Consider the following 22069-nt stretch of genomic DNA (forward strand, 5'->3'; position numbering starts at 1 on the left):
TGTCAGCCTCCCTTCGCGCAATTCAGGGTAACGTCAGCCTCCATCCCCAGCCTGACTTCGGACAGGCTGAGGCTGCCGGGACCGGCGAACTCTATGGCGAAGGGCATGTCGACTTTGGCCATGTCCGCGCCAGCTGTGCGGAAGCACTTCAGCGGCACGGCCACGCGCCGCCACTGCCCGACCGGCAGGGCATCCATCTGACCCACATCAAGCCGCGCCGTGGCAGCGCCCGAGCCGAGCGAGAAATGGAGCGGGGCGGCCGGTTGCTGGTCGATGCGCAAGGTGGCGACCAGCAGCATCTCGCCATTGGTCTGGCGCGAAAGGTCAGCCGCGGCATGGCTGGTGATCGCGACCGACGCGGTGCCCGAGCCCGACACCGTGAAACGCCGCGCGCCTTCCTGTACGACATGATCGGTCGCGGTCACGGCCACGCGTCCACCGGCCGATACGGCGGGCACCGTCGTGATGCGCGTGCTGCCCCCTTCGTCTCTTGCTTCCAGCGACCAGCCCGGTCCGGCAACGCCTTTGGCAAGGTAGAGGTCGGCGCTGGCAGCGACTTCGGCAACGCCAGGTTCCTCGCTGAGCGGCGCCAATGCGCCCGGCACCTTGCTGGTCAGGCCGTAGCCCAGCGGAAACAGGACCGGACCGTCCGGCCGCGCGGTCGCAGGCCAGGCGAAAGACAGGCGTCCGTTGAACTCGGGCGCTTTGCCTTGCGCCGGGCTTAGCAGCATGTCGGCAACTCCTGCACCTTCAGAGCCGGGCAGCCATGCCACGACGAAGGCATCGGCCGCGTTCAGTTCGGGGTTGGTCCACAGCGGCCTGCCGGTCAGCATTACTGCCACCACCGGGATTCCTTGTGCCTTCAGCTTGCGCATCGTTTCGAGCGGGCCGCGTTGCTCGGGCTTTAGCCGCAGCGTGGTCAGATCGCCCTGAAACTCGGCATATTGCGTTTCGCCAAACACCACGATCGCGGCGTCGGGACGCTGACCGGAAAAGCTGCCATCGGGCGACAGCGTTGCTGCCCCGCCTGCGCTGGCGGCCGCGCTGCGGATGCCCTGCCACAGGCTGGTCGCGCCGGGGAACATGGCGGGGGTAACGCCGGTGCCCTGCCAAGACAGGGTCCAGCCGCCCGATTGCCGCGCGACATCGTCGGCTCCATCGCCCGCTACCAGTATGCGCGAGCCAGCGCGCAGCGGCAGCAGCCCACCCTGATTTTTCAGGAGAACCAGCGACTTGCGGACAGCTTCGCGGGCGATCCGGCGATGTTCTGCTGCGCCCAGCAGGTCAAACTTCCCGGCATAGGGCCGCGCCGAGGGGCGACCGGCCTCGAACAGCCCTGCGCGCAGTTTCACCCGCAAGACGCTCGCCACAGCCTCGTCCAGCCGGGCCTTTGACACAGTGCCATCGCGCACTTGCGCGTTCAGGCTGGTGTAGAGCGCTTTCCAGCTATCGGGCGCCATGTACATGTCGATCCCGGCGTTGACCGCGCGCGGACAACTGGCGTTGGTGCAGCCTGCGACTTGCCCGTGGGCGTTCCAGTCGCTGACAACCAGCCCGCCAAAGCCCATGCGATGCTTCAGCACATCGGTCAGCATGCTGCGATTGCCGGTCATCTTTTCGCCGTTCCAGCTTGAAAAGCTGGCCATGACCGACAGGACACCCGCGTTGATCGCCGCGACATAGGGCGGGGCGTGCACATCGCGCAGAGTCTTTTCGCTGATTTGGGCATCGCCCTGATCGCGCCCTTGCGCGGTGCCACCGTCGGCCAGAAAGTGCTTGGCCGTGGCGATCACGTGCGGTCCTGCCAGAACCGCGCCGGTGTTCGGCTTGCCCTGCAGACCTTCGATGAACGGACCGGCATAGCTGGTCACCAGCTTGGGGTCCGACGAATAGCCTTCGTAGGCGCGGCCCCAGCGCGTATCCTGCGGAACGGTGATCGTGGGCGCAAATGTCCAGTCGATCCCGGTCGTGCGCACCTCGATGGCGGTGGCGGCCGCAATCTGGCGGATGAGCGCGGGGTCACGCATCGCCCCAAGGCCGGAATTGTGCGGGAACAGCGTTGCTCCGATGATGTTGGAATGGCCGTGGACGGCGTCGGTGCCCCACATCACCGGGATGCCATGGCCACCAGCGGAGCGATCCATCGAGGCATCGTAGAACGCATCGGCCAGCTTCAGCCACTGCTCGGCAGGCGCATAGTCATCCCCGCCCGGACCGGCGTTGCCACCATTCAGCACCGACCCCAAGTGGTAGCGGCGCACCTCTTCGGGCGTGACGCTGGCGATATCGGCCTGCAGGATCTGCCCGACCTTTTCCTCGACGCTCATCGCGGCCAGCAGATGCTTGATGCGGGCCTCGATCTTGCGATCGGTGCGCCAGGGCCAATGCGCGACCGGCCATTGCGCGGCGTGCGCGGTTGCCGCAGGCGACAACTCAGGCTCTGCCGACCAGGCGGTTTGAGGAACGATGGCGGCAAAGCCGAGCATAAGGCCGAGTTTCAATCTGGACATGGCAGACCTCATATAAATAAAATGGTTTAAATTAAGATTTGGTCCGCGGCTTGCGCCTGTGGCACAGACGGTGCCAGCACAAGGCAGCGCAGGATGACGAAGGCCGGGGTCGCTTTGAAAGGATGCTTGATGATGGCTTGCCAGCCCCGCGACCCGATGATCGCGAACGGTGCACGATGAAGGATGGCTCGCTGCGCCTTTCGGGTACGAATCTTGAACGTGCCGCCGACCACAACCAGCGCGTCACGCTCCATGCCATCCGGGTCAACGGTCCGATCACGCGCGTCGATCTGGCGCGGATCACCGGGCTTACGCCCCCATCCATCGCCAATATCACCAAGCGCCTTGCCGCCGAGGGTCTGATCGTCGAGGCCGGGCAACAGCGCGGTGGGCGCGGCCAGCCAGCGACCAAGCTGGTGGTCAACAAGGACGCCTGCCACGCGCTTGGCGTCAATATCGACCGCGACCACATCACCGTCGTGCTGGTCAACTTCGCTGGAGAGGTGCTGGCGCAGGCCACCCGCGACATCGGCTTTCCGGCGCCCGAGGACGTGCAGGAACATTACCGCGCTTCTGCCGAAGGGCTGGTCGCGCAAGCCGGGATCGATCCGGACTTGCTGGTGGGGGTTGGGGTGGCGATGCCCGACGACTTCGGTCTGGTCGACCTGCCGGGGCGTCCGACCGATTATGAGCGCTGGGAAAGTGCCGACATTGCCGCGCTGCTGGCCGAACCGTTCCGCCTGCCGGTCTTTGTCGAGAATGATGCGGCGGCAGCCGCGATGGGCGAGCAGCAACTGGGCCATGGTTTGCGTGCTGCCAGCTTCTTCTATCTGCTGGTATCGTCGGGCCTTGGTGGCGGTCTGGTCATCGATGGAAACTATTTTCGCGGTGCCAACGGACGCAGCGGAGAGATCGGTTTCCTGCTGGCCAAGGGCGGGCCGGAACAAGTGCAGAGCCTGGTTTCGCTGTCGGGTGTCTATCGTATGATGGCCGATGAAGGGCTGACGCAACAGCAACTGCATAGCGATGCGCCCCAGCTTGATCAGGTGCGCAAGCGCTGGATCGAGGCGGCCAGCGACCAGTTGGTCGATCCGTTGGTGTCGATCAATTGCCTGATCAATCCCGGTGCGGTCATCATTGGCGGCCGCCTGCCTGCTGGCTGGATCGACGATTTGTCCCATGCGCTCAACGCCAAACTGGCGGCCCACCGGCATCATGTGCCGGTACTGGCGCCAGTGCTGAAGGCGCGTCTGGCGACCGAAGCGCCTGCGGTCGGGGCTGCGATCTTGCCGTTCAGCCACTTTCTGCTGCCCAAATCGACCGCTTTGTGGACCAATCTGACCGACGGATAAGTCAGGCTGCGCGTGGTCACTCCGCATGGATGCGGTGCGCATCCAGCGCGTCGAGGCCCAGTGCGATCGGGCCGAGCGGCCCCGCCTGATCGCCAAGGCCCGGTGGAACGATGAACGTGTCGACCGGCAGCGGAATATAGCCAGCGACACTCTCGCGCACCATGCTCTCTACCATCGGCAGCAGATGCGACTGGCCATTGGCCACGCCGCCGCCGATCAGGATGCGGCGCGGACCAGCAGTCATCAGCATGGCATGGCACATCTGCGCCAAAGCATGGGCAACTCCGATCCACACGTCGCTATCTGCCGCGATGGCGTGGATATGATCGCGCCCCAACCGTGCCTTTATCGCCGGGCCAGCCGCCAAACCTTCGACACAATCGCCATGGTAGGGGCAGTTGCCGCCCCAATCGTCTCCGGCAAGGCGGGGCACGCGGATATGGCCCAGTTCGCAATGGCCCAACCCGCGGGTGGGTTGTCCGTTGACGATCAGCCCGACGCCCACTCCGGTGCCTACGGTAACATAAGCAAAGTCATTCAGCCCTTGGGCCGCGCCCCAGCGCCGCTCGGCCAGCGCGGCGGCGTTGACATCGGTGTCGAACGAGCACGGAGCCGCATGACCCGCACTCAGCGTGCGCAGGACATCGGTATCGCGCCAGCCTGGCTTGGCGGTGGCGGTGATGTGTCCGAAGTCGGGGGTGCCATGGGTCAGGCCGACCGGCCCGAACGAGCCAACCCCGAGTGCCGCAAAAGGAGCTTCGTCAGCCCAGCGCGCCAGTATGGCGGAAAGGGCTGGCAGGGTCGTGCCGGGAAGGGTGGTGGGCACGGTGAATTGCTGGATAACGCGACCCTCGACATCGCCGAGTGTGGCGACGCATTTGGTGCCGCCAAGTTCAATGCCGGCAATGCGAACGTTCATCAAATAAGTCTCCGTTTTGGGCGGGGGTCAGGCGGCGCGGACCGGCGCTGCGGCACCGCTCAGGCGGGCCACGAAGTCACGGGCCGGGCGGGCGTGGCCCGCTGCGGCCACGATCGCTTCACGCATGTGATCGAGCGCCTGTTCGACTTGCGCCTGGGTGAAATGGTCGGCCAGCGGGTCATGCCGGGCGGGCAGCATGTCGAACCCGGCGTACATGCTCAGCCAGCTGGGATCGAGGAAGGCTTCCCATTCATAGCGGACGAGCTTTCCGCGTGCCCGCCACAGCGCCACTTTGTGCGCCAGCTTGTCGGGCAGCGGGGCTGCGCGCATGGCATCCCAAAGGGGCTGTCCATGGCGGCGGTTGGCGTGATAGTGCAGGATGATGAAGTCGCGGATACGCTCGTATTCCAGCGTCGTGGCGCGGTTGAACTCGGCAGCCAATGCCGGATCGCAGTGCCGGTCGGGGAACAGATCGACCAGCTTTTCCAGCGCCGTCTGGATCAGCGTGATTGCGGTGGATTCGAGCGGTTCAAGGAAGCCCGCTGCCAGCCCGACGCCTATGCAGTTGCCAACCCAGAACGATTGCCGATGGCCCGCGCCAAAGCGGATGAAGTTGGGGTCGGCCAGCGGCGCGCCTTCAAGGCTGCCGCGCAGAACCGCCGCCGCCTCGTCATCGCCGAGTTGGCTCGATGCATAGACATAGCCATTGCCGACGCGATGTTGCAGCGGAATGCGCCATTGCCAACCGGCCTCGCGCGCGGTGCTGGTCGTGTAGGGCCGATCGAAGGCAGTCGCCGCAGCGCAGGGCATCGCGACCGCGCGGTCGCATGGCAAAAGCCCCGTCCAGTCGACCCACTTGCTGTCCAGTGTTTCGCCCAGCAACATCGAGCGAAAGCCGGTGCAGTCGATGAACAAGTCGCCGGTGACCGACAGGCCGGCTTTGGTTTCCAACTGCGCGATATGGCCGGTCTGGCCATCCAACACGGCGTGGGTGATGACATCGTCGATCAGCTGGATTCCGCGCTGTTGACCGACTTCGCGCAGCAGTGCGGCGAAACGCGCGGCATCGAAATGCACGGCCCAGTCGAATACCGCCAGTTCATTGACCGGGTTATCGACGGGCAGCATGAAAGTTCCCTGCCGCGCCATTTCGGTGCACAAGCTATAGTCGGCCAGATCGCGCCGCCGGCCCGCGTGCGCCAGCTTCAACCAGTACTGGTGGAAGGGCACGCCGCGCGATGACAGGCCGTAGAGGCCGAACGGGTGAAAGAAGCGGGTGTTTTCGCCAGCCCAACCGGCGAAGTCGATCCCCAGCTTGGGCGTGCCGTTGCTGGCGCGCAGCACGTCGAAATCGTGCAGGCCGATGGCCTTGAAGAAGTCGCGGATGGCCGGAACCGTCGCCTCGCCGACACCGACCGTACCGATGGCGCTCGATTCAATGACCGTGATCTTGACGCCCTGACCTTCCAGCCGCGCGGCGAGATAGGTTGCAGCCATCCAGCCCGCCGTGCCGCCACCGGCCACGACCACCGAGCGAATGGCATCGGCACCATCTGGCTTAGGATCGCTGTTGGCTTGCATGGGGCAGGGGCCTGTCCTGAAAAAGGCGGGCGGCCTTTGGGTGCTGATCGCAGCGCCCTGGGGCCGCCCTGAGGTTGAGGGAGAGGATGGTGTAAGTGATCAGAACCGGGCGCGGGCACCTACCAGGAACCGGCGCTCGTACAGGTTGTTGAACGCCTTCTGGTCGGGCCAGACCAGATAGTAGTGCTCGGATTCACCGGTCAGGTTCGAACCTTGGGCAAAGATCGTGACCTGCTTGTTCAAGTCATATGCGATGGAGGCGTCGATGTACTTGGTCGGCGCCTGATAGAGCGTCAGCCCCGTGATGCCCGCAAAGTCCGACTGTTCAGCGCGCTTCGAGCGATAGTTGAAGGCAACGCGCGCCTGCAGGCCATACTTTTCATACCACACGGCAGCGTTGATCTGATGCTTGGAGTTGTCGTGGAACGGCTCCTTCGCACCCGACAGATCGTGGTTGCCCGAGGTCGAGTCCGAGTAGGTGTAGTTTGCATCCACACCGAAGCCACCCAGCCAGCCCGACAGGAAGTCGAAGCCATACTTGCCGCCGAGTTCGACGCCCTGCAGCGTGCCGCCCTTGCCCTGAACGTTCGCGGTGATCGGCACCGTCGAGCGCACGACCCCGTCAAGATCGGGAATGTCCTTGCGGATGATGGTCGCGCTCTGGATGAAGCTCTTCACATCGACCCGGAACAACGCCGCGCTGATCACGCTGGTACGGCCCAGGTAATATTCCACCGACAAGTCATAGTTGGTCGAACGCCATGGATCGAGCTGCGGGTTGCCGTTCGAGCTGCCCCCAGCGACGTGGAACACCGGCGGATTGGTGGTGGTGTCGATAGCGTAGTTGAGGTTGAGACCGCCACCCCACTGGTCGAGGTTGAGCAGCGTCATGTTCTTCGAGAACGCCGCGCGCACCTTGAGCTTGCTGGTCACGTCAAGCGCAGCGTTGAACGCGGGCAGGAAGTCGGTGAACGAGCGATCCGTTGTCAGAGTGCCGATGTCGGCGTTGGGCAGGCCATAAGGCTGGCCCGCACCCGAACGGTGCTGGATGACATGCAGCTTGGTGTTGATGATGCGCAGGCCCGCATTGGCGTGGAAGCCCATCGAACCGATTTCGCCTGCGTAGTTCAACTGGCCAAAACCGGACCATTGCTTCAGGCCGACCGAGAACGTCTGGCCGGGCTGGATGAACTCCTTGTTGCCCGGATAGAAGCTGTTCTGGAACGACAGGGGATCCTTCATCGCCATCGGATCGATGGTGTAGATCGCGCCGACACCGCTAACCGGCAAGGTCGACTTGGTCAGGATACCGGCCAGCGAAGGGTCGGTGGCCAGACGCGTCAGCCCAGCGGTCAGGAATTGCCCTGCGGCATTGCTGGCCGAGCACGAAGGCGCGTTCATCTGAACGTCGAACGCCTTCCACTTGACGAAGCAACCGGCCGGGTCGGAGGCGCCATTGCCTGCATAGAGCGGGGCGGCACGGTCGAACACGGTCTGGTCGGTGCTGCGATCGCCATAGCGGGCGCCAAATTCGACGTTGAAATTGCTGTCGAATTCATAGCTGCCGTCAAGCCGCAGAACCTTCATGTCCGCGCTGGAACGCTGGTTGTTTTCCGACGAGACGGTCTTGAGCGCATAGGCGCTCTTGTTGCTCAGCTCGCTGCTCAACTGGCTGGGCAGCGTGAAGGCGACATTCGATCCCGAATAGTCGATGACTGCCGGAAGCGTGTTGTAGCGATAACCCAGCGGGTTGAAAGTGCGGTTGCCGCCCAGCGACGCCGGGTAGGTGCCGACGCCGTTGAACCACTGATTGCCGTCCGACAGCGAGAACTGGGCGTAGCTGTTGTCGAGCTTGTAGTCCGCCTTGCCGTACAGGCCGCGCAGCGTCAGCTTGAGCTTTTCGCCCTTGTAGCGCAGTTCGGCGTTGAGGTTGGTCGACTTCGAGATCGCGCGGTTGAGTTCGGAATAGCTGTCAAAGTTCTGCAGCGTGTAGTTGTACTTCTGCGTCGTGTTGAAGTGGAAGCCGTTGATGGTCGAACCCGTGTCGCGGCTGAGGCCGGGCACGAAGTCGGCAGCCTGCCAGTTTACGCCCTGCGCCTGGAAACCCGAGGTGCCGGTGTACTGGTTCTGCTTGGTATAGAAGCCATCAGCCACCAGTTCGAGCGTGTCGGACAAGTGCGCCTGGAACGAGGCGTTGACGCCGATGCGCTGGCGCTCGGTCACGCGGTTCCAGCCGGTGTGTGCCTGGGGCGAGAAGAACGTGTCGGTGGCCGTGCCGTTACCGTTCACGTCGATACCGCCCGGAACATTGGTGCCGCGCGTGGGATCGTCAAAGCGGAAACCGCCGTAACCAGTGGCGTTGGCCAGCGATTCATCGGCGAGACGGCCACCGAAATCGCGCTGGATGCCCGAATACGAGTTGCCCAGATGGTCCTTGGAATAGACGCCCGAGATGAGCAGGCCAACGTCGTCATTGCGCCACGACAGCAAGCCGTTGACGTGCGGATCGAACTTCTTGGTGTTCGAGCCGGTGCCGGCATCGACCGAAAGCGCGCCGTGCACGCCGGTCTTGAGATCGAACGGACGCCGCGTCTTGAGGTCGATGGTGCCCGAGATACCCGATGCGATCAGCGAACCCGTGGCCGACTTGATGACGCTTGCGCCCGACAGCAACTGCGAGGGAACGTCGGTGAAGTTGGGCTGCACCGAGCTGATCGAACCAGCGCCGAGGAAGGCTTCGCCGTTCATCAGGGTGACGACCTGGGGCAAGCCACGCACGTTGACTGTGCTGCCTTCGCCCGCGTCACGGCGGATCTGCACGCCCGGGATGCGCTGGAGTGAATCCGAAATGGTTGCGTCGGGCAGCTTGCCGATGTCTTCGGCCGAAATCGCGTCGACAACGCTGACCGCGTTACGCTTGACGCTGACCGCGCGTTCGATCGAAGCGCGGATGCCGGTGACGACAATGGCCGGGGCGGCATCATCCGCCGGGGTGCTGGTGTCTGCTGCAGCTTCCGCAGCGGCAGCGGACGCTGCAACCGGGGTAAGCAAGGGCAACGCGATGGCGAGCACCGAAACGGCACACGACAACACGCTAGACCTGATGGCCTTTGAACGCATCGGCATTCCTCTCCTGATGTGAGCCTCCGAGAGACTCATTAAAGAAAATTGTTTTATCTATGTGCCAAGCCAGCGCGGTTTCGTCAAACAAATTTTGTTATTTACTAAAATATTGATTTTATTTGATATAATGGAATTTGAGGAGGACTTCGGGATTGGGTTAGCATGAACACACGCTGAAGCTGACTATGCTAACAGCTGTTCTGGGCGAAACGCTGCGGCGCAGTTGGTCCATGCTCTGTGCAGGGTCGGCTGCGGTGCGTTGCGCAATCAGCCCCGACGGTGGCCCGAAGTAGCCGGGTTGGATCGCAGGCGAGCGAGAAACGAAGTGAAAGTGGGCATGCGCGCCCGTTGCGGCAACATTAGCCGCAGAGCAGGTTGCGATCGGTGTCGGGACCACTGCACCGAACCATTGCAGGCCCGAAGCAGTTTGCACAGCGGCAACCGTTTATGGCACTCATGCCCATGCGTTCCTGCTGATCGGGCAGTCCAACTTTACCTGGCTTGCCGTTCAGAGCGCCGAGAATTGCCGTAGTCGAACGCCCGGCCAGTAGCGGCGCGATCACGACGACGCCTCCGCCATCGCGCACGAAGTCGGCGCCCACGATGGTATCCGCGGTGTAGTCTCCACCTTTTACCAGCACGTCCGGCTCAATCGCTATAATAAGGTCCAGCGGCGTTTCTGCTTCAAACATGACGATATGATCGACACTGGCAAGGCCGCTGAGCACTTCAGCGCGATCGTCCAGACTGTTGACCGGGCGATGATGCCCTTTCAGTCGCTGAACTGAACCGTCGGAATTCAGGCCGACGACCAATACGTCACCCTGCCGTTTGGCCAGATCGAGCAAACGAACGTGTCCGGCATGAAGGACATCGAAGCAACCGTTGGTGAACACCACGCGCTTGCCATTTTCGCGGGCGTCGCGCAGCTTGCGTCGGAGCACAGGCAAGGGGACCAGCTTGCTCGATGCGTGATCGCCACGGTCAAGTCGTTCATCAAGATCTTGGCGGGTAACGACACATGTGCCCGGCCGTGAGACCGCAATGCCAGCGGCAAGGTTGGCCTGACCAATGGCCGCCGCCATTGGCAGTCCCTGCGCAAGACCGACCACAAGTGCCGCGATGATGGTATCGCCAGCCCCGGTCACGTCGAAGACTTCCACGGCTGCGGTCGGGTGATCGACAATCTCGCCGTCGCGCGACACCATCAGGATGCCTTTGGCGCCGCGCGTTATCACGATGGTATCGAGGCCAAGCGCCTCCAACGCCAGTCGCGCGCGGACGGGCAACTGGTCCTCGTTGCACTCGCCGAAAAGGGCATGAAACTCGCGCGCATTGGGCTTCAACAGTGACGCTCCGGCATAGCGCGCTGCATCGCTGCCTTTGGGATCGACGAATGTGGGCACTCCACGCTGTCGGGCCAGAGCGAGCAGCGCGGGCAATTCCGCCAGCACCCCCTTGTCGTAATCGGAAAAGATGACCGCGCTGACCCCATCGAGACTTTCCGCAAAGCGCTTGGCCAACACGCTTCTTGCCATAGCGCTGGTTGAGCCATCATGGTCGATGCGGGCGATTTGCTGTGTGCCAGAGATCAGCCGGGTCTTCTGGGTGGTGTGTTGGCCGTGGTCGATTACGCGGTCCAGTGTGACCCCTTGCGCCCTCATCAGTCCGGCCAGATCGTCGCCAGCCTCATCATCGCCGGAGACTGTCAGCAGCGTGCACGCAACGCCCAGTGCTTGCACGTTTGCGGCGACGTTGGCGGCACCACCCGCGCGCACTTCCTCGCGGCTGGCCCGCACGATGGGAACCGGAGCCTCGGGCGAGATGCGCGTGGTCTCGCCAATGATGTAGCGATCGATCATCGCATCCCCGACGACGAGGATGTGTTGGGGTTCAGCGTTGCAAGCGGCTGCGCTGCCGGAATCGTCGCGTCTCATCGCCAGCCCTCCATGCGGACAAGCTCGGCGCGGGTTGCAAGCGCAGGCCATCGCACTGCCCAACCGCTTCCATGATCCTGTCCGGGCACGACAATGATCGTCACGGGTGGCTCGCCGGACATGTGCGCGACAAACGCGCTGGCGATCCGGTCATCGACTACCCGGTCATCGGCGCCAACGAAGTGGACCTGGGGCAATCGTGAAAGACTGATCGCGTCAGTGGCCGGATCGATCGACTGCGTGAGCGGGGTCAGGTCATGGGTCGTGACCCACGCGCCAAGGTCCAGATTGGCTGCGACCGTCACCAACCCTGCGATATCATGCCGACGCTCTGCCAGTAGCGCCGCCAAAGCGCCGCCACCGGAATAACCGACGAGGATCAGCCGCGTTGCGCCAGCGGTGTCGTCCTTCAGGCGATCCAGCGCTGCACTGGCGCTGTCGATCACTTCGGGCGCGTAGCGCGCGATGCTCCAGTAATCGCTTCGGCAATTGCGGCTTCGCGCGCCATATTGGCAGGGTCGTGCCAGCCAGGCGACCGCCCCATCACCTGGATGCTGAAGCGCGAGCCGCAGCGCGAGCGGATCGATCGGGGTGGGGTCCATCGCTCGCTGGGCGGGCGCCGCGTAAGCCAGGCCGTCGCCCTCAATGTACACGACCAGTGCGCCGCTTCCGCTGCTGCCCGTTCGGCGCGCTGTCGCCAGATCGAACCTGCCCGACGCGATGACCGCCCATTGCCAGCCAGCCTTGCGCACAAGATCCACCGCGGATGTGCGCGCAATGCCTTGGTTGCCCAAGGCCAGCAGCAGCGCTGCCGCAAGGATCGCGCAAATCGACGGGGGCCGGCGGAAAAGCGGCGGGAATGACAATCGCTCGAACATCGATCCATCCCTCGTTTGTGATGGCGCTGCCGTTGCCTAACCACGGCGCGACCGACCCTCCAAGCGAACCAACCCCGGAAATGAATGTAAAACCGGCCTTCGCAGAGCATCACGGCGCGCTGGAACCCGACGGCGAAGCGGGACGTCCGGTGCGGGCGGCGTTTTTCGATCGCGATGGCGTGCTGATCGTCGACACCGGATATCTGTCCGATCCAGATCAAATCCAGTGGATCGAGGGTGCGCAAATGGCACTGGCCAGACTGGCCACCATGGGTTTCATGCTGTTCGTGGTGACCAACCAGTCCGGGGTGGCGCGCGGGCTGTTCGAAGAAGACGCGATCGCCAGGGTTCATGCCGCCATGCAGACCGATCTTGGCGATGCCGCCCGGATCGCGGAGTTCGCCTATTGCCCGCACCATCCTGAAGGCAGTGTCGCCCGGTATGCGTTGACATGCGAATGCCGCAAGCCTGCGCCCGGTATGCTCGACCGGTTGATTGAGCGCCATGGCATCGAGCGGGGCGGCAGCTTCCTGATCGGCGACAAGGCGACTGATCTTGAGGCGGCGGCCCGGGCTGGTATCGCGGGTTTCCTGTATACCGGCGGCAGTCTCGACCGGTTCGTACTTGGTGCGCTGGATCGCCTGTGAACGCAGACGAACCGGGGTTCTGGATCGACTGGCTTTGCCAGCAGGCGCTCCCATTGTGGAGCAGCGCCGGGTTTGATCGGCAGTCCAACAGCGGACGCGGCAGCTTCGTCGAGCGTTTGGGGCTGGATGGCGCGCCGCAACACGAAGTTCCGCGTCGCGTGATGGTGCAGGCCCGGCAGGTCCATGTCTATGCCACTGCTGCGCGCAATGGCTGGTTCGGAGACGGCGCCGAATTGGCCTTGCGGGCGGGCGAGACGATGATCGCCCATTATGCGGTCGACGACGGAAAGCAGGGCTGGGCCTTCTCCTGCACCGCGCAAGGTGTCGTCATCGACCTCCGCCGGGATCTCTACGCCCATGCCTTTGTCTTGCTGGCGCTGGCTGATCTGATCCGTCTCGATCCCAACCCCCGCTATGTCGCGCTGGTGTGCAACACGCTGGCCTTTCTGGAGCGGGAAATGGCCCATCCGGCCGGCGGTTTTCTGGAGCAATGGCCGGTGCCGGTGCTGCCGCGTCGGCAGAATCCGCACATGCATTTGCTCGAAGCCTTCCTTGCCCTGCACGAATGCGGTGCGGTTGGCGATTTCGCTCGGCAGATTGAGGCAATGATTGCGCTGTTCGATCGGTGGTTCATGGCCTCCCCTGACGCGGTGCTGCCCGAATTCTTCGACGATCACTGGACCCCGGTTGACGGGGGGCGGACGTTCGAGCCGGGGCACCATTTCGAATGGGTCTGGCTGCTGACGCGCTGCACCGTCGTCTGCGGCATTCCTGCCGGCGACAGGATCGATCGCTTGATGCGTCAGGCGCTGCGCGGAGTGGACGCGCAAGGCGGGGTCGTCGATCAGGTTGGGCCTGCCGGTCCATTGGCTCGCACCTATCGCCTGTGGCCCGCCATGGAAGCGGCCAAGGCATTTGCCATTCCGACGGGTCACGCGGCTCGCCCAAACGGCGTGGGTGAGGTACTGGGCAGCGCCAGGCATAGATTTCTTGCGCCTGCGGTGCCGGGGGGCTGGATCGATCGGACAGACCGGCATGGCCTAAGCCTTGTCGACCACATGCCCGCAAGTTCGCTTTACCACATCTGCACCGCACTCGATTTTCTGCGGTGAACCTACCGGCATAGCCCGTCGGTCGGCTGGGGTGGGGTGCGGAGTTCCAGCATCGGAATTGCTCGGTTTCGGTGGCATCGTCGGGGCGAGCCATGGGGCCATTTGTCGCCAATTCCGATGCATGATCCTGGGCCTGCCTTCCCGGCAACGCATGATCCAGCCGACCAAGACCGGCCGACCAGACCGGCCGACCAAGACCGGCGGCCCACCTGTCCGGCCCCGCAGTTCGGCCCGGTCGTGAAAGTAGATGCCAATACAAAGATCCCTAAGCAAAATTACTCATTGCTCCTATAAATAACGGATCAATTTTGGTTCGAATTGATCCAAATTCGATACGGCATTTGTACTAGTGCGCCCTAAATTGATCCACAACCACACATCTCTAGCTGGTGTTAGGGTTCGCTCATGTCCTCGAGCGGCGCGGTTGGTAGAAAATCTTGGGGGGGAATGCCGGTGGTCTTGAAGAGCAACACGTCTGCGAAGCTGAATCGCAAGGCTCAATACCATCTGGCAGGTGTTTCGGCGCTGGCCTTCGGGGCCAGTCTGGTCATGCCCCAACCGCTGCATGCAACCGACACCACGATTTCCAACACGATCGTTTCCGTGCCCCAGACCGTCAGCGGCAGCATCGGTCAATTCTCGATCACAAGCTCCGGCACGATCAGCACCGCGTCTGAAGGTCTCGTGGTCGACGGGACGGGCGATGTCGCTTCGTTGAGCAACGATGGTACGCTGTTTGGCGCAACAGCCGGCGCCCATATCCTATCCGGAGGGCATATCGGCACCATCACCAATACCGGAATGATTGGTGGAGGTGACTCGGGGCCATCTATTGGCGGCATCGCCAATGAAGGTAGCATTGATACTATCTTTAACAATGGAACCGTTGTCAGCAGCAAAAGCAGCGGTATTGGTAACCTGTCGAATGCATCGATCGGTCGGATCATCAATAACGGGTTGATCAGCGGCGTCTCCGGGGGCATATTTAACAACGGTACAATTGGGCAGATAGCCAATACCGGGACGATCATTGGCGCACAGGCAGGCATCGGTGAAAATTACGGCACAATTGGTACGCTCGACAATAGTGGCACGATAAGTAGCGATGTCGGGGGCATGTACATTGGCAATGGCGTCGACAGCGTTCTTTTGGGCACGCTGCTGAACAGCGGGACGATCACTGCCCCCACTGCCTTGTTGATTTCACCAAGCGCTTCGCTCGGCGGCATCAGCGACACCGGGCTGATCGCGGGCCAAATCACGAACCTCAGCTCGAACGACCTGATCATCGACGGTGGTATTGGCGCGGTGGTGGGGACTCTGACCGGCTACTGGGGTCATGGCCTGATCAGCAATGCAGCCAGCGATCTTGTGTTTTCTACCGGTAATCTGCTGCTTGACGATGACATCGACGCAACCGGCCACACGGTTATCAATTCGGGCGCAAACCTTGCGCTCAACTCGCAAGTCAATGTCACCGGTGACGTCAGCCAGATCAACGGCACGTTAGCGATCGATCCGGTACAGGGAGGGCTGATTGCAAGCGGTGCCGTGGTCATCAGCGGCGGAACGGTACAATCGGACTTTGTGAGTACCGGCAATTATACGCAGGGCACTTACACGCTGGTTAGTGGATCGAGCCTGAACACCAGCGGCTCGACGATTTTGGTCGGAAGCCTTGCCGGGCTGTCCAGATCGTTGAACACGACCAGCACCGCAGTGCTGCTATCGATCGCCAACGATTACGTCGGCGGCACTCTGGCGACTTTGGACAACAGCGCGGCGATCACGGCTGCCAGCACTGGCCTGTATGTCGCCGCAACTGGCAGCATCGGCGCGGTGACCAACAGCGGTACGCTTGGCGGAAGCCAGTTCGGCGTGAACAACCTTGGGCAGATCGGCACTTTCAGCAATTCAGGCCGCATTACCAACACCAACTTCACTGCGCTTTGGAACCAAGGCAGCATCGGCCAACTGGTGAATACCGGTACGATCACCAACAGCAGTTGGGCGATCCTGAACACCGGCACGATCGGCACGATTACCAATAGCGGCGTCATCGCCGGGGCGGGCAACGCCATCCAGAACTACACCGTGGTCGAACTTGTCAGCAACAGTGGCACCATGTCGGGCGGCAGCAATGCGATTGCCGGCAATTTCGCCACAATCGCCAACAGCGGCACCATTCTCGGCAATATCAACGGCAATGGCGGGACGATCGGGACGATCGTCGGCGGTGGTGACGGGACGATCGGAACGTTCACTGGCTTTGACGGCACCTCGCAAGGCACGATCGGCGCCAGCGCAAACCTGACTTTCGCATCGGGCGCGCTGCTGCTGAACGACACGATCCTGGCCAAGTCTATCCCGGCAAGCAGTCTGACAATCAGCAACGTCGGCGCTGACATCGCTTTGGCCCACACGGTCACCATCGACGCCAACTATCAGCAGAGCGCCGGTTCGCTGAACCTTGGCAGCACGGGCAAACTTGTCGTCACGCAGGCGGCATCCTTCACCGGCGGCACGATCGTGGCGGATCTTAGTGCGGTGTCGACAACCGGCAATTATCTGGTTGGCGACATCGTTGGCGGCACTTTGGTGGCGGGTGGAACCGGGTCGAACTATTCCGGAGTCAGTCTTTTGGCGACGGGTAGTTTGTCCGGTTTGGCCGTGGCGGCGACCACCAGCGGCAACAACCTGCTGATGGCAGCTGACAATGACTACATCGACGGTACCCTGACGAACCTGACGATCGGCAATACGATAGTCGGGCCGGCGGTTGCGTTCTTGGTCGCGGATACTGGCGTCGTCGGCAGCCTGACCAATAACGGAACGCTGCATGGCGCGGCCCGCGGCCTGCGCAATCTGGGCGTGATGGATACGGTCGTCAATTACGGCCTGATCGAGGGTCCGGTCGGGTTAGAAAATGATTCCACGATCAGTGCCTTGGGGAATGCCGGGACATTGCTCGGTGTTGGCGGCGCCAGTGCCCTGGGCCTTTATAACGGCGCGACCATCGGGCTTTTCGTCAATGCCGGGCTGATCGGGGCCACCGCCACTGAGGGCGGTTTTGGCTTCTTGAACAGCGATGTGATCGGCACGTTGGTCAATCTGGATGCTGGGATCATCAGTGCTCAGGCCAGTAGTGCCACCGGGTTGGCGAACTACGGCACGATCGGTGCCCTTGCGAACGCCGGCACCATCGTCGGCAGCAGCGCGGGCGTCAGCAATTACGGCGCGATCGGACTGATTGAGAACACCGGAACGATCAAATCCGCCAATGACGCGATGATGACCGGATTGTACAACGCCGGCAGCATCGGCACGTTGAGCAACAGTGGACTGATCGGCAACAACGTCGGATTGTTCAATACGGGCGGGACGATCGATGTATTGGAGAACGCCGAAGGTGGCACCATCGGTGGCGAAATCGGCATTTTCAACTCAGGTTCCATCGGTTCGCTGACCAACGGTGGTCTGATCACCGGCGCCAGTGTGGGGCTCTATCTTGCAGACAGCCTCGGGACGCTCGTGAATGCCGGAACGATTGCCAGCAGTGCAGGGTATGCCGTCCACATCGGTGCTTCAGGAGCGCTTGGCGGTATCTCCAACAGTGGGTTGATCAGCGGCACCATTCTTAACGAGAGCGCCAACAACCTGACTATCGACGGTGGCGGCGGCGCGGCGGTCGGCACCCTGACCGGCAGCAATGGACATGGTCTGATCAGTAACACGGCCAGCGATCTGGTGTTTGCGTCGGGCAATCTGCTGCTTGATGACAACATCGACGCAACCGGACACACGGTCGTGAACTCGGGCGCGAACCTGAAGCTCAACACGCTTACCACCATCACCGGTGACTACAGCCAGACCGGCGGAGCGCTCGGCATCGATGCCCAGCATGGCGGCCTTCTTGTCAGCAATGGAGCGACGATCAGCGGCGGTCTGATCGTGCCCATCCTTTCCAGCACCGGCAACTACCTGCACGGCAGTTCCACGCTGATCAGCGCGGCAAGTCTGGATCTGACCGGCTCGAATGTTTCGATCAACGCTCCCATCGAGGTTGACGCGTCGACACATTTGGACGGTAGCCAACTGCTTCTGACCATTGCGAATGATTATGTCGGTGGAACTTTGGCGACGCTGAACAACGGCGATGCGATAAACGGTGCGGGATTTGGCCTCTTCATTGCTTCGACCGGCAGTGTCGAAACGATTGTGAACAACGGTTCCTATGCCGGTGGGTACACAGGTGTGGTCAACCGTGGCAGCGTAGGAACCTTGTCCAACCATGGTCAGATCACCACAACCAGCTTCACTGCATTGTGGAACGCGGGTTCCATCGGTCAACTGACCAATACCGGAACGATAAGCGGTGCTTTCGCGGTCAATAATAGCGGTACGATCGACATGATCGCCAACAGCGGCGTCATTGAAGGTGGCGCGACAGGCATAGGGAGCGAAGGCTCGATCGAACTGGTCAACAACAGCGGGACCATGTCGGGCGGGTCCGATGTGCTAATCGGCGATTTCGGCACGATTGCCAACAGCGGAACGATCCTTGGCAACATCAACACGTCCGGCGGCACGATCGGCACGATCCTTGGCGGGGCCAATGGGGCTGTAGGCACTTTCACAGGCATCGAAGGGTCGCAAGGCACATTCGGCGCCAGCGCAAACCTGACTTTCGCGTCGGGCGCGCTGCTGCTTGACGACACGATCGTTGCGGTGGGCACTGCTTCATCCAGCCTGACGGTCAGCAACGTGGGTGCGGACATTGGCCTGTCTCGGACGGTCACCATCGACGCCAACTATCAGCAGACTGCCGGTTCGCTGAACCTTGGCAGCGCGGGCAGGCTGGTTGTCACCCAGGCCGCCACCTTCACCGGCGGCACGATCGCGACCGACCTCAGCGGACTTTCGTCTGCGAGCAATTATCTGGCTGGCGATACGCTTGGCGAAGCGCTGGTGTTTGGCGGAGAAGGCTCAAGCTACGCTGGCGTCAGCATCGTGTCGACGGGCGGGCTCACAGGGTTGGAGGCAACCAGCGGCGTCAGCGGCACCAATCTGGTGGCGCGCGCGCTCAACGACTACATCGGCGGCAGCCTTGGCAGCTTGTCGAACACAGGGAACCTGTCGGCGGCGACGGCGGTCTATGTCGCGGCGAGCGGCAGCCTCGGCAGTCTGACCAACAGCGGCACGCTGAGCGGATCGAACGCCGCGATCCACAATGCGGGCGCGTTGGGTCCGATCACCAACACCGGCGTGATCGCGGGCAACATCGACAACCTGTCGGCGCAGGCCTTGCAGATCAGCGGCGGCACGCTGACCGGCTATGCCGCCAATACGCAAGGCACGATCACCAACACCCTCGGCAACGTCGTCTTGACCGGCGCGATTGCGCTCAATGACGCGATCAACGTCGGCGACCACACCGTGGTCAACGATGGCGGGTCGCTGTCGCTGGCGAACACGGTCAACGTCACCGGCGGCTTCAGCCAGAGCAGCGGCGCACTGACGCTTGCCAGCGGTGCGCAATTGGTGGTCAGCGGCGCTGCCAGCTTCACCGGCGGCACGATCGCGACGAGCGTATCGGGAACTGCCAACTACTTGGCCGGATCGGCTGCTGGCACCTTGATTCAGGGCGGAACCGGGTCGGGTTATGACGGGGTGACGGTCCAGACGGGGTCGGTAACCGGCCTTGCCCTGCAGGCCCAAACCAGCGGCACCAATCTGGTGGCGCGCGCGCTCAATGACTACATCGGGGGCAGCCTTGGCAGCTTGTCGAACACAGGGAACCTGTCGGCGGCGACGGCGGTCTATGTCGCGGCGAGCGGCAGCCTCGGCAGTCTGACCAACAGCGGCACGCTGACCGGATCGAACGCCGCGATCCACAATGCGGGCGCGCTGGGTCCGATCACCAACACCGGCGTGATCGCGGGCAATGTCACGAACGAGGCGGCCGCCGATCTGGCGATTGCCGGGGGCAGCGACGGCAGCTTCGGTACGCTTACCGGCTATGCCGATGGCAGCCAGGGTACGATCACCAATACGGGCGGCAATCTCGTGCTGACCGGCAACATCATGTTCAACGATGCGGTCAACGTCGGCAGCCACGGCGTCGTGGTCAACGGTGGTACGCTGTCGGTGAACAAGCCGGTCGCCATTACCGGCAATTACAATCAGACCGGTGGCAAGTTGCTGATCGGGGTCACATCCACCGCGGCCTATGGGCAGTTGCAGGTGAGCGGATCGGCCAGCCTTACCGGTACGAATGTAACACTGGTTAAGCTGGGAACCGGGACAATCGCTTCGGGTCAGTCTTATGCGGTGGTCAAAGCCAGCGGTAGCCTGTCCTACAGCAACCTGACGGCATCTGTGGCGGGTCTGGACGGAGCATTCTCGACCGCTTCGAGTGGCGGCGCGTCCGAATTGGTCCTTACATTGAGCGATATTGCCGGAACCATCTCGCCGCCACCGCCGGTCGAACCGACCCGGTTCGCCCCGACCGGCGTTCTGGCGGGAGGCCCCGGCGTCGGGACAGGTGCGGCGCTCGATTTGATCGCCGACTCGGGCGGTTCCGCTGCCATCCCGGTCATCACCGATATCCTTCTGCCGCTGGCGGTTTTGCCGGGACCAGAGCAGGAGCGGGGGATCATCCAGCTTGCGCCATCGCAGCTGGCTCCCCAGGTAATCGCGGTTGCGGTTTCGCCTGCGGTCAATGCGATCGTGCAGCATCAGGATATCCTTGCCGCAAACGCGACCGGGCGGCAGGAACGCGGGCTATCGGCCGGATCGCAAGGCCGCAGAGGCGCTATCTGGGGCCAGTTCCTCGTCAGTGGCGCAAGGCGCTCCAACTCGCCTGAAGCGTCCGCGTACAAGGCCAGCAATTACGGCGTCATGGCGGGAGCCGATCTTGCCAGCACATCCTCGCTGGTTGCGGGCGCCGCGATCAGTTGGGTTAATAGCAGCGCCTATGGGCGGGGTCAGATTGCTGGCAGCAGGGTGACGCTCGACAGTTTTCAGGCGACGGCGTATTTCTCGCTTCATTCCGGCGGCCTTGGCGAAACCGGGCTGGTGTTTGATGGTCAGTTCGGGTTCGGTTTCAATCATTACAGCCAGCGGCGGCAGATCGATTTCCTTCAAGCCACGGCGCAAGCCTCGTACAATGGTCAGCAGTACCTGGGCAATTTGCGAGCGAGCTACACAATCCCGCTTGCCAAGTTCGCGTCGGTCACCCCGTATGCCAGCATACGTGAGGTTCACCTCCATAATGCGGGATATGCCGAGACCGGCGGAGGGGCAGCGAACCTGAAAGTCCATAAGCTTGACGTCGATGTGTTCGGTCACGAACTGGGTGTTCAGGCGGCCAGCATTTTCGAAACCGCTTCCGGCCAAATTGCGCCGAACGTCAAGCTGGCCTGGGCGCACAACTACTCCAATGGCGCAATACCGATCGAAGCGGTGCTTGGTGGGGTGACGTTCTCCAGCGAATCGGCCCGCACGGCACGCAATGGCGCTGTCTTGGGGGCAGGGCTTTCGTTCAAGGCCTCTGACCGGTTCATGATCAGCGCGCAGTATGATGGTGAGCTGCGTCGCGATTTCAAGAGCCATTCCGGAACGGTCAAGCTGACGGTAAACTTCTAGGCAGCGTGGATATTCCACGTGGCCAAGGTTGCCCTGTAAAGGGCCCCCGCGGGGCGCAAAGCTGCAGGAAGAGTGGCCCTCTTTCCAGGCTGAACAACGCTGCTGGGGCCCTTTAAGGGGCTACCCCGCAGGGGCTGGAGTCAAAAGCCGTGGCCACGTGGAATTTGGCCACGCCGCCTAGGCGTCCTCAGGAGCGGCTCTCAGCAGGGTTGGGAATGCCCTGTTGCAGCAGCACACTGCAGCCTTGAACAATGTCTGTCTCGACGCCGCGGGCATCAGTCTTGGTTGGTGTGGGTGTGGCCATTGCACCGTTTCGAACCCAACTCCGCGTCGCTTTTCGTTTTGTCGAGGTATGCAAAGCGC

Annotated in this window: 10 protein-coding genes; 4 read left to right on the plus strand and 6 right to left on the minus strand. The window is 62.5% G+C overall.

Annotated features, from left to right (window positions below):
• Positions 1–2: 2 nt before the first annotated feature.
• The gene (locus tag LDN95_RS04495) at positions 3–2510 is read right to left on the minus strand and encodes an exo 1,3/1,4-beta-D-glucan glucohydrolase (RefSeq protein WP_226016447.1); all 2508 of its coding nucleotides are present in this window, start codon (positions 2508–2510) and stop codon (positions 3–5) included.
• A gap of 176 nt (positions 2511–2686) precedes the next feature.
• On the opposite strand from LDN95_RS04495, the gene LDN95_RS04500 reads away from it, so the two are divergent.
• Complete coding sequence (locus LDN95_RS04500) at positions 2687–3862, plus strand: ROK family transcriptional regulator (RefSeq protein ID WP_226016448.1); 1176 nt, start codon at positions 2687–2689, stop codon at positions 3860–3862.
• 16 nt (positions 3863–3878) lie between these two features.
• On the opposite strand, the gene LDN95_RS04505 is transcribed toward LDN95_RS04500, so the two are convergent.
• From LDN95_RS04505 to LDN95_RS04525, 5 genes are all read right to left on the minus strand, one after another.
• On the minus strand, positions 3879–4781 hold the full coding sequence (locus LDN95_RS04505; protein WP_226016449.1) for an ROK family protein: 903 nt from the start codon (positions 4779–4781) through the stop codon (positions 3879–3881).
• Between the two features lie 27 nt (positions 4782–4808).
• On the minus strand, positions 4809–6362 hold the full coding sequence (locus LDN95_RS04510; protein ID WP_226016450.1) for a tryptophan halogenase family protein: 1554 nt from the start codon (positions 6360–6362) through the stop codon (positions 4809–4811).
• Positions 6363–6461: 99 nt separating this feature from the next.
• On the minus strand, positions 6462–9482 hold the full coding sequence (locus tag LDN95_RS04515) for a TonB-dependent receptor (RefSeq protein ID WP_226016451.1): 3021 nt from the start codon (positions 9480–9482) through the stop codon (positions 6462–6464).
• 362 nt (positions 9483–9844) lie between these two features.
• Positions 9845–11422: a D-glycero-beta-D-manno-heptose 1-phosphate adenylyltransferase gene (gene rfaE2, locus LDN95_RS04520; RefSeq protein WP_226016452.1), complete on the minus strand. Its 1578-nt coding sequence runs from the start codon at positions 11420–11422 to the stop codon at positions 9845–9847.
• Complete coding sequence (locus tag LDN95_RS04525) at positions 11419–12300, minus strand: hypothetical protein (RefSeq protein ID WP_226016453.1); 882 nt, start codon at positions 12298–12300, stop codon at positions 11419–11421. The genes rfaE2 and LDN95_RS04525 overlap by 4 nt, the downstream gene beginning before the upstream one ends.
• Positions 12301–12320: 20 nt before the next feature.
• Here LDN95_RS04525 and LDN95_RS04530 point away from each other — a divergent pair, with 20 nt between their 5' ends.
• The 3 genes from LDN95_RS04530 to LDN95_RS04540 all read left to right on the plus strand — a co-directional run bounded on the left by LDN95_RS04530 (position 12321) and on the right by LDN95_RS04540 (position 21706).
• The gene (locus LDN95_RS04530) at positions 12321–12947 is read left to right on the plus strand and encodes an HAD-IIIA family hydrolase (protein WP_226016454.1); all 627 of its coding nucleotides are present in this window, start codon (positions 12321–12323) and stop codon (positions 12945–12947) included.
• Entirely contained in the window at positions 12944–14059 is a 1116-nt protein-coding gene (locus LDN95_RS04535) for an AGE family epimerase/isomerase (RefSeq protein WP_226016455.1), read from the plus strand. Before LDN95_RS04530 ends, LDN95_RS04535 begins: the two co-directional genes overlap by 4 nt.
• A 447-nt stretch (positions 14060–14506) precedes the next feature.
• A complete protein-coding gene (locus tag LDN95_RS04540) occupies positions 14507–21706 on the plus strand; it encodes a hypothetical protein (protein ID WP_226016456.1) in 7200 nt (2399 codons plus the stop codon).
• Positions 21707–22069: the final 363 nt, after the last annotated feature.

Origin of the sequence: Novosphingobium sp. FKTRR1 (assembly GCF_020404405.1) — a bacterium.
In the GTDB taxonomy this organism is placed as follows: domain Bacteria; phylum Pseudomonadota; class Alphaproteobacteria; order Sphingomonadales; family Sphingomonadaceae; genus Novosphingobium.

Bases quoted from the DNA above. Each gene is read 5' to 3' on its own strand.
- LDN95_RS04515 (WP_226016451.1), bottom strand. From the start codon at position 9,482: ATGCGTTCAAAGGCCATCAGGTCTAGCGTGTTGTCGTGTGCCGTTTCG.
- LDN95_RS04505 (WP_226016449.1), bottom strand. From the start codon at position 4,781: ATGAACGTTCGCATTGCCGGCATTGAACTTGGCGGCACCAAATGCGTC.
- LDN95_RS04495 (WP_226016447.1), bottom strand. From the start codon at position 2,510: ATGTCCAGATTGAAACTCGGCCTTATGCTCGGCTTTGCCGCCATCGTT.
- LDN95_RS04500 (WP_226016448.1), top strand. From the start codon at position 2,687: ATGAAGGATGGCTCGCTGCGCCTTTCGGGTACGAATCTTGAACGTGCC.
- LDN95_RS04525 (WP_226016453.1), bottom strand. From the start codon at position 12,300: ATGTTCGAGCGATTGTCATTCCCGCCGCTTTTCCGCCGGCCCCCGTCG.
- LDN95_RS04510 (WP_226016450.1), bottom strand. From the start codon at position 6,362: ATGCAAGCCAACAGCGATCCTAAGCCAGATGGTGCCGATGCCATTCGC.
- rfaE2 (WP_226016452.1), bottom strand. From the start codon at position 11,422: ATGAGACGCGACGATTCCGGCAGCGCAGCCGCTTGCAACGCTGAACCC.
- LDN95_RS04540 (WP_226016456.1), top strand. From the start codon at position 14,507: ATGCCGGTGGTCTTGAAGAGCAACACGTCTGCGAAGCTGAATCGCAAG.
- LDN95_RS04530 (WP_226016454.1), top strand. From the start codon at position 12,321: ATGGCGCTGCCGTTGCCTAACCACGGCGCGACCGACCCTCCAAGCGAA.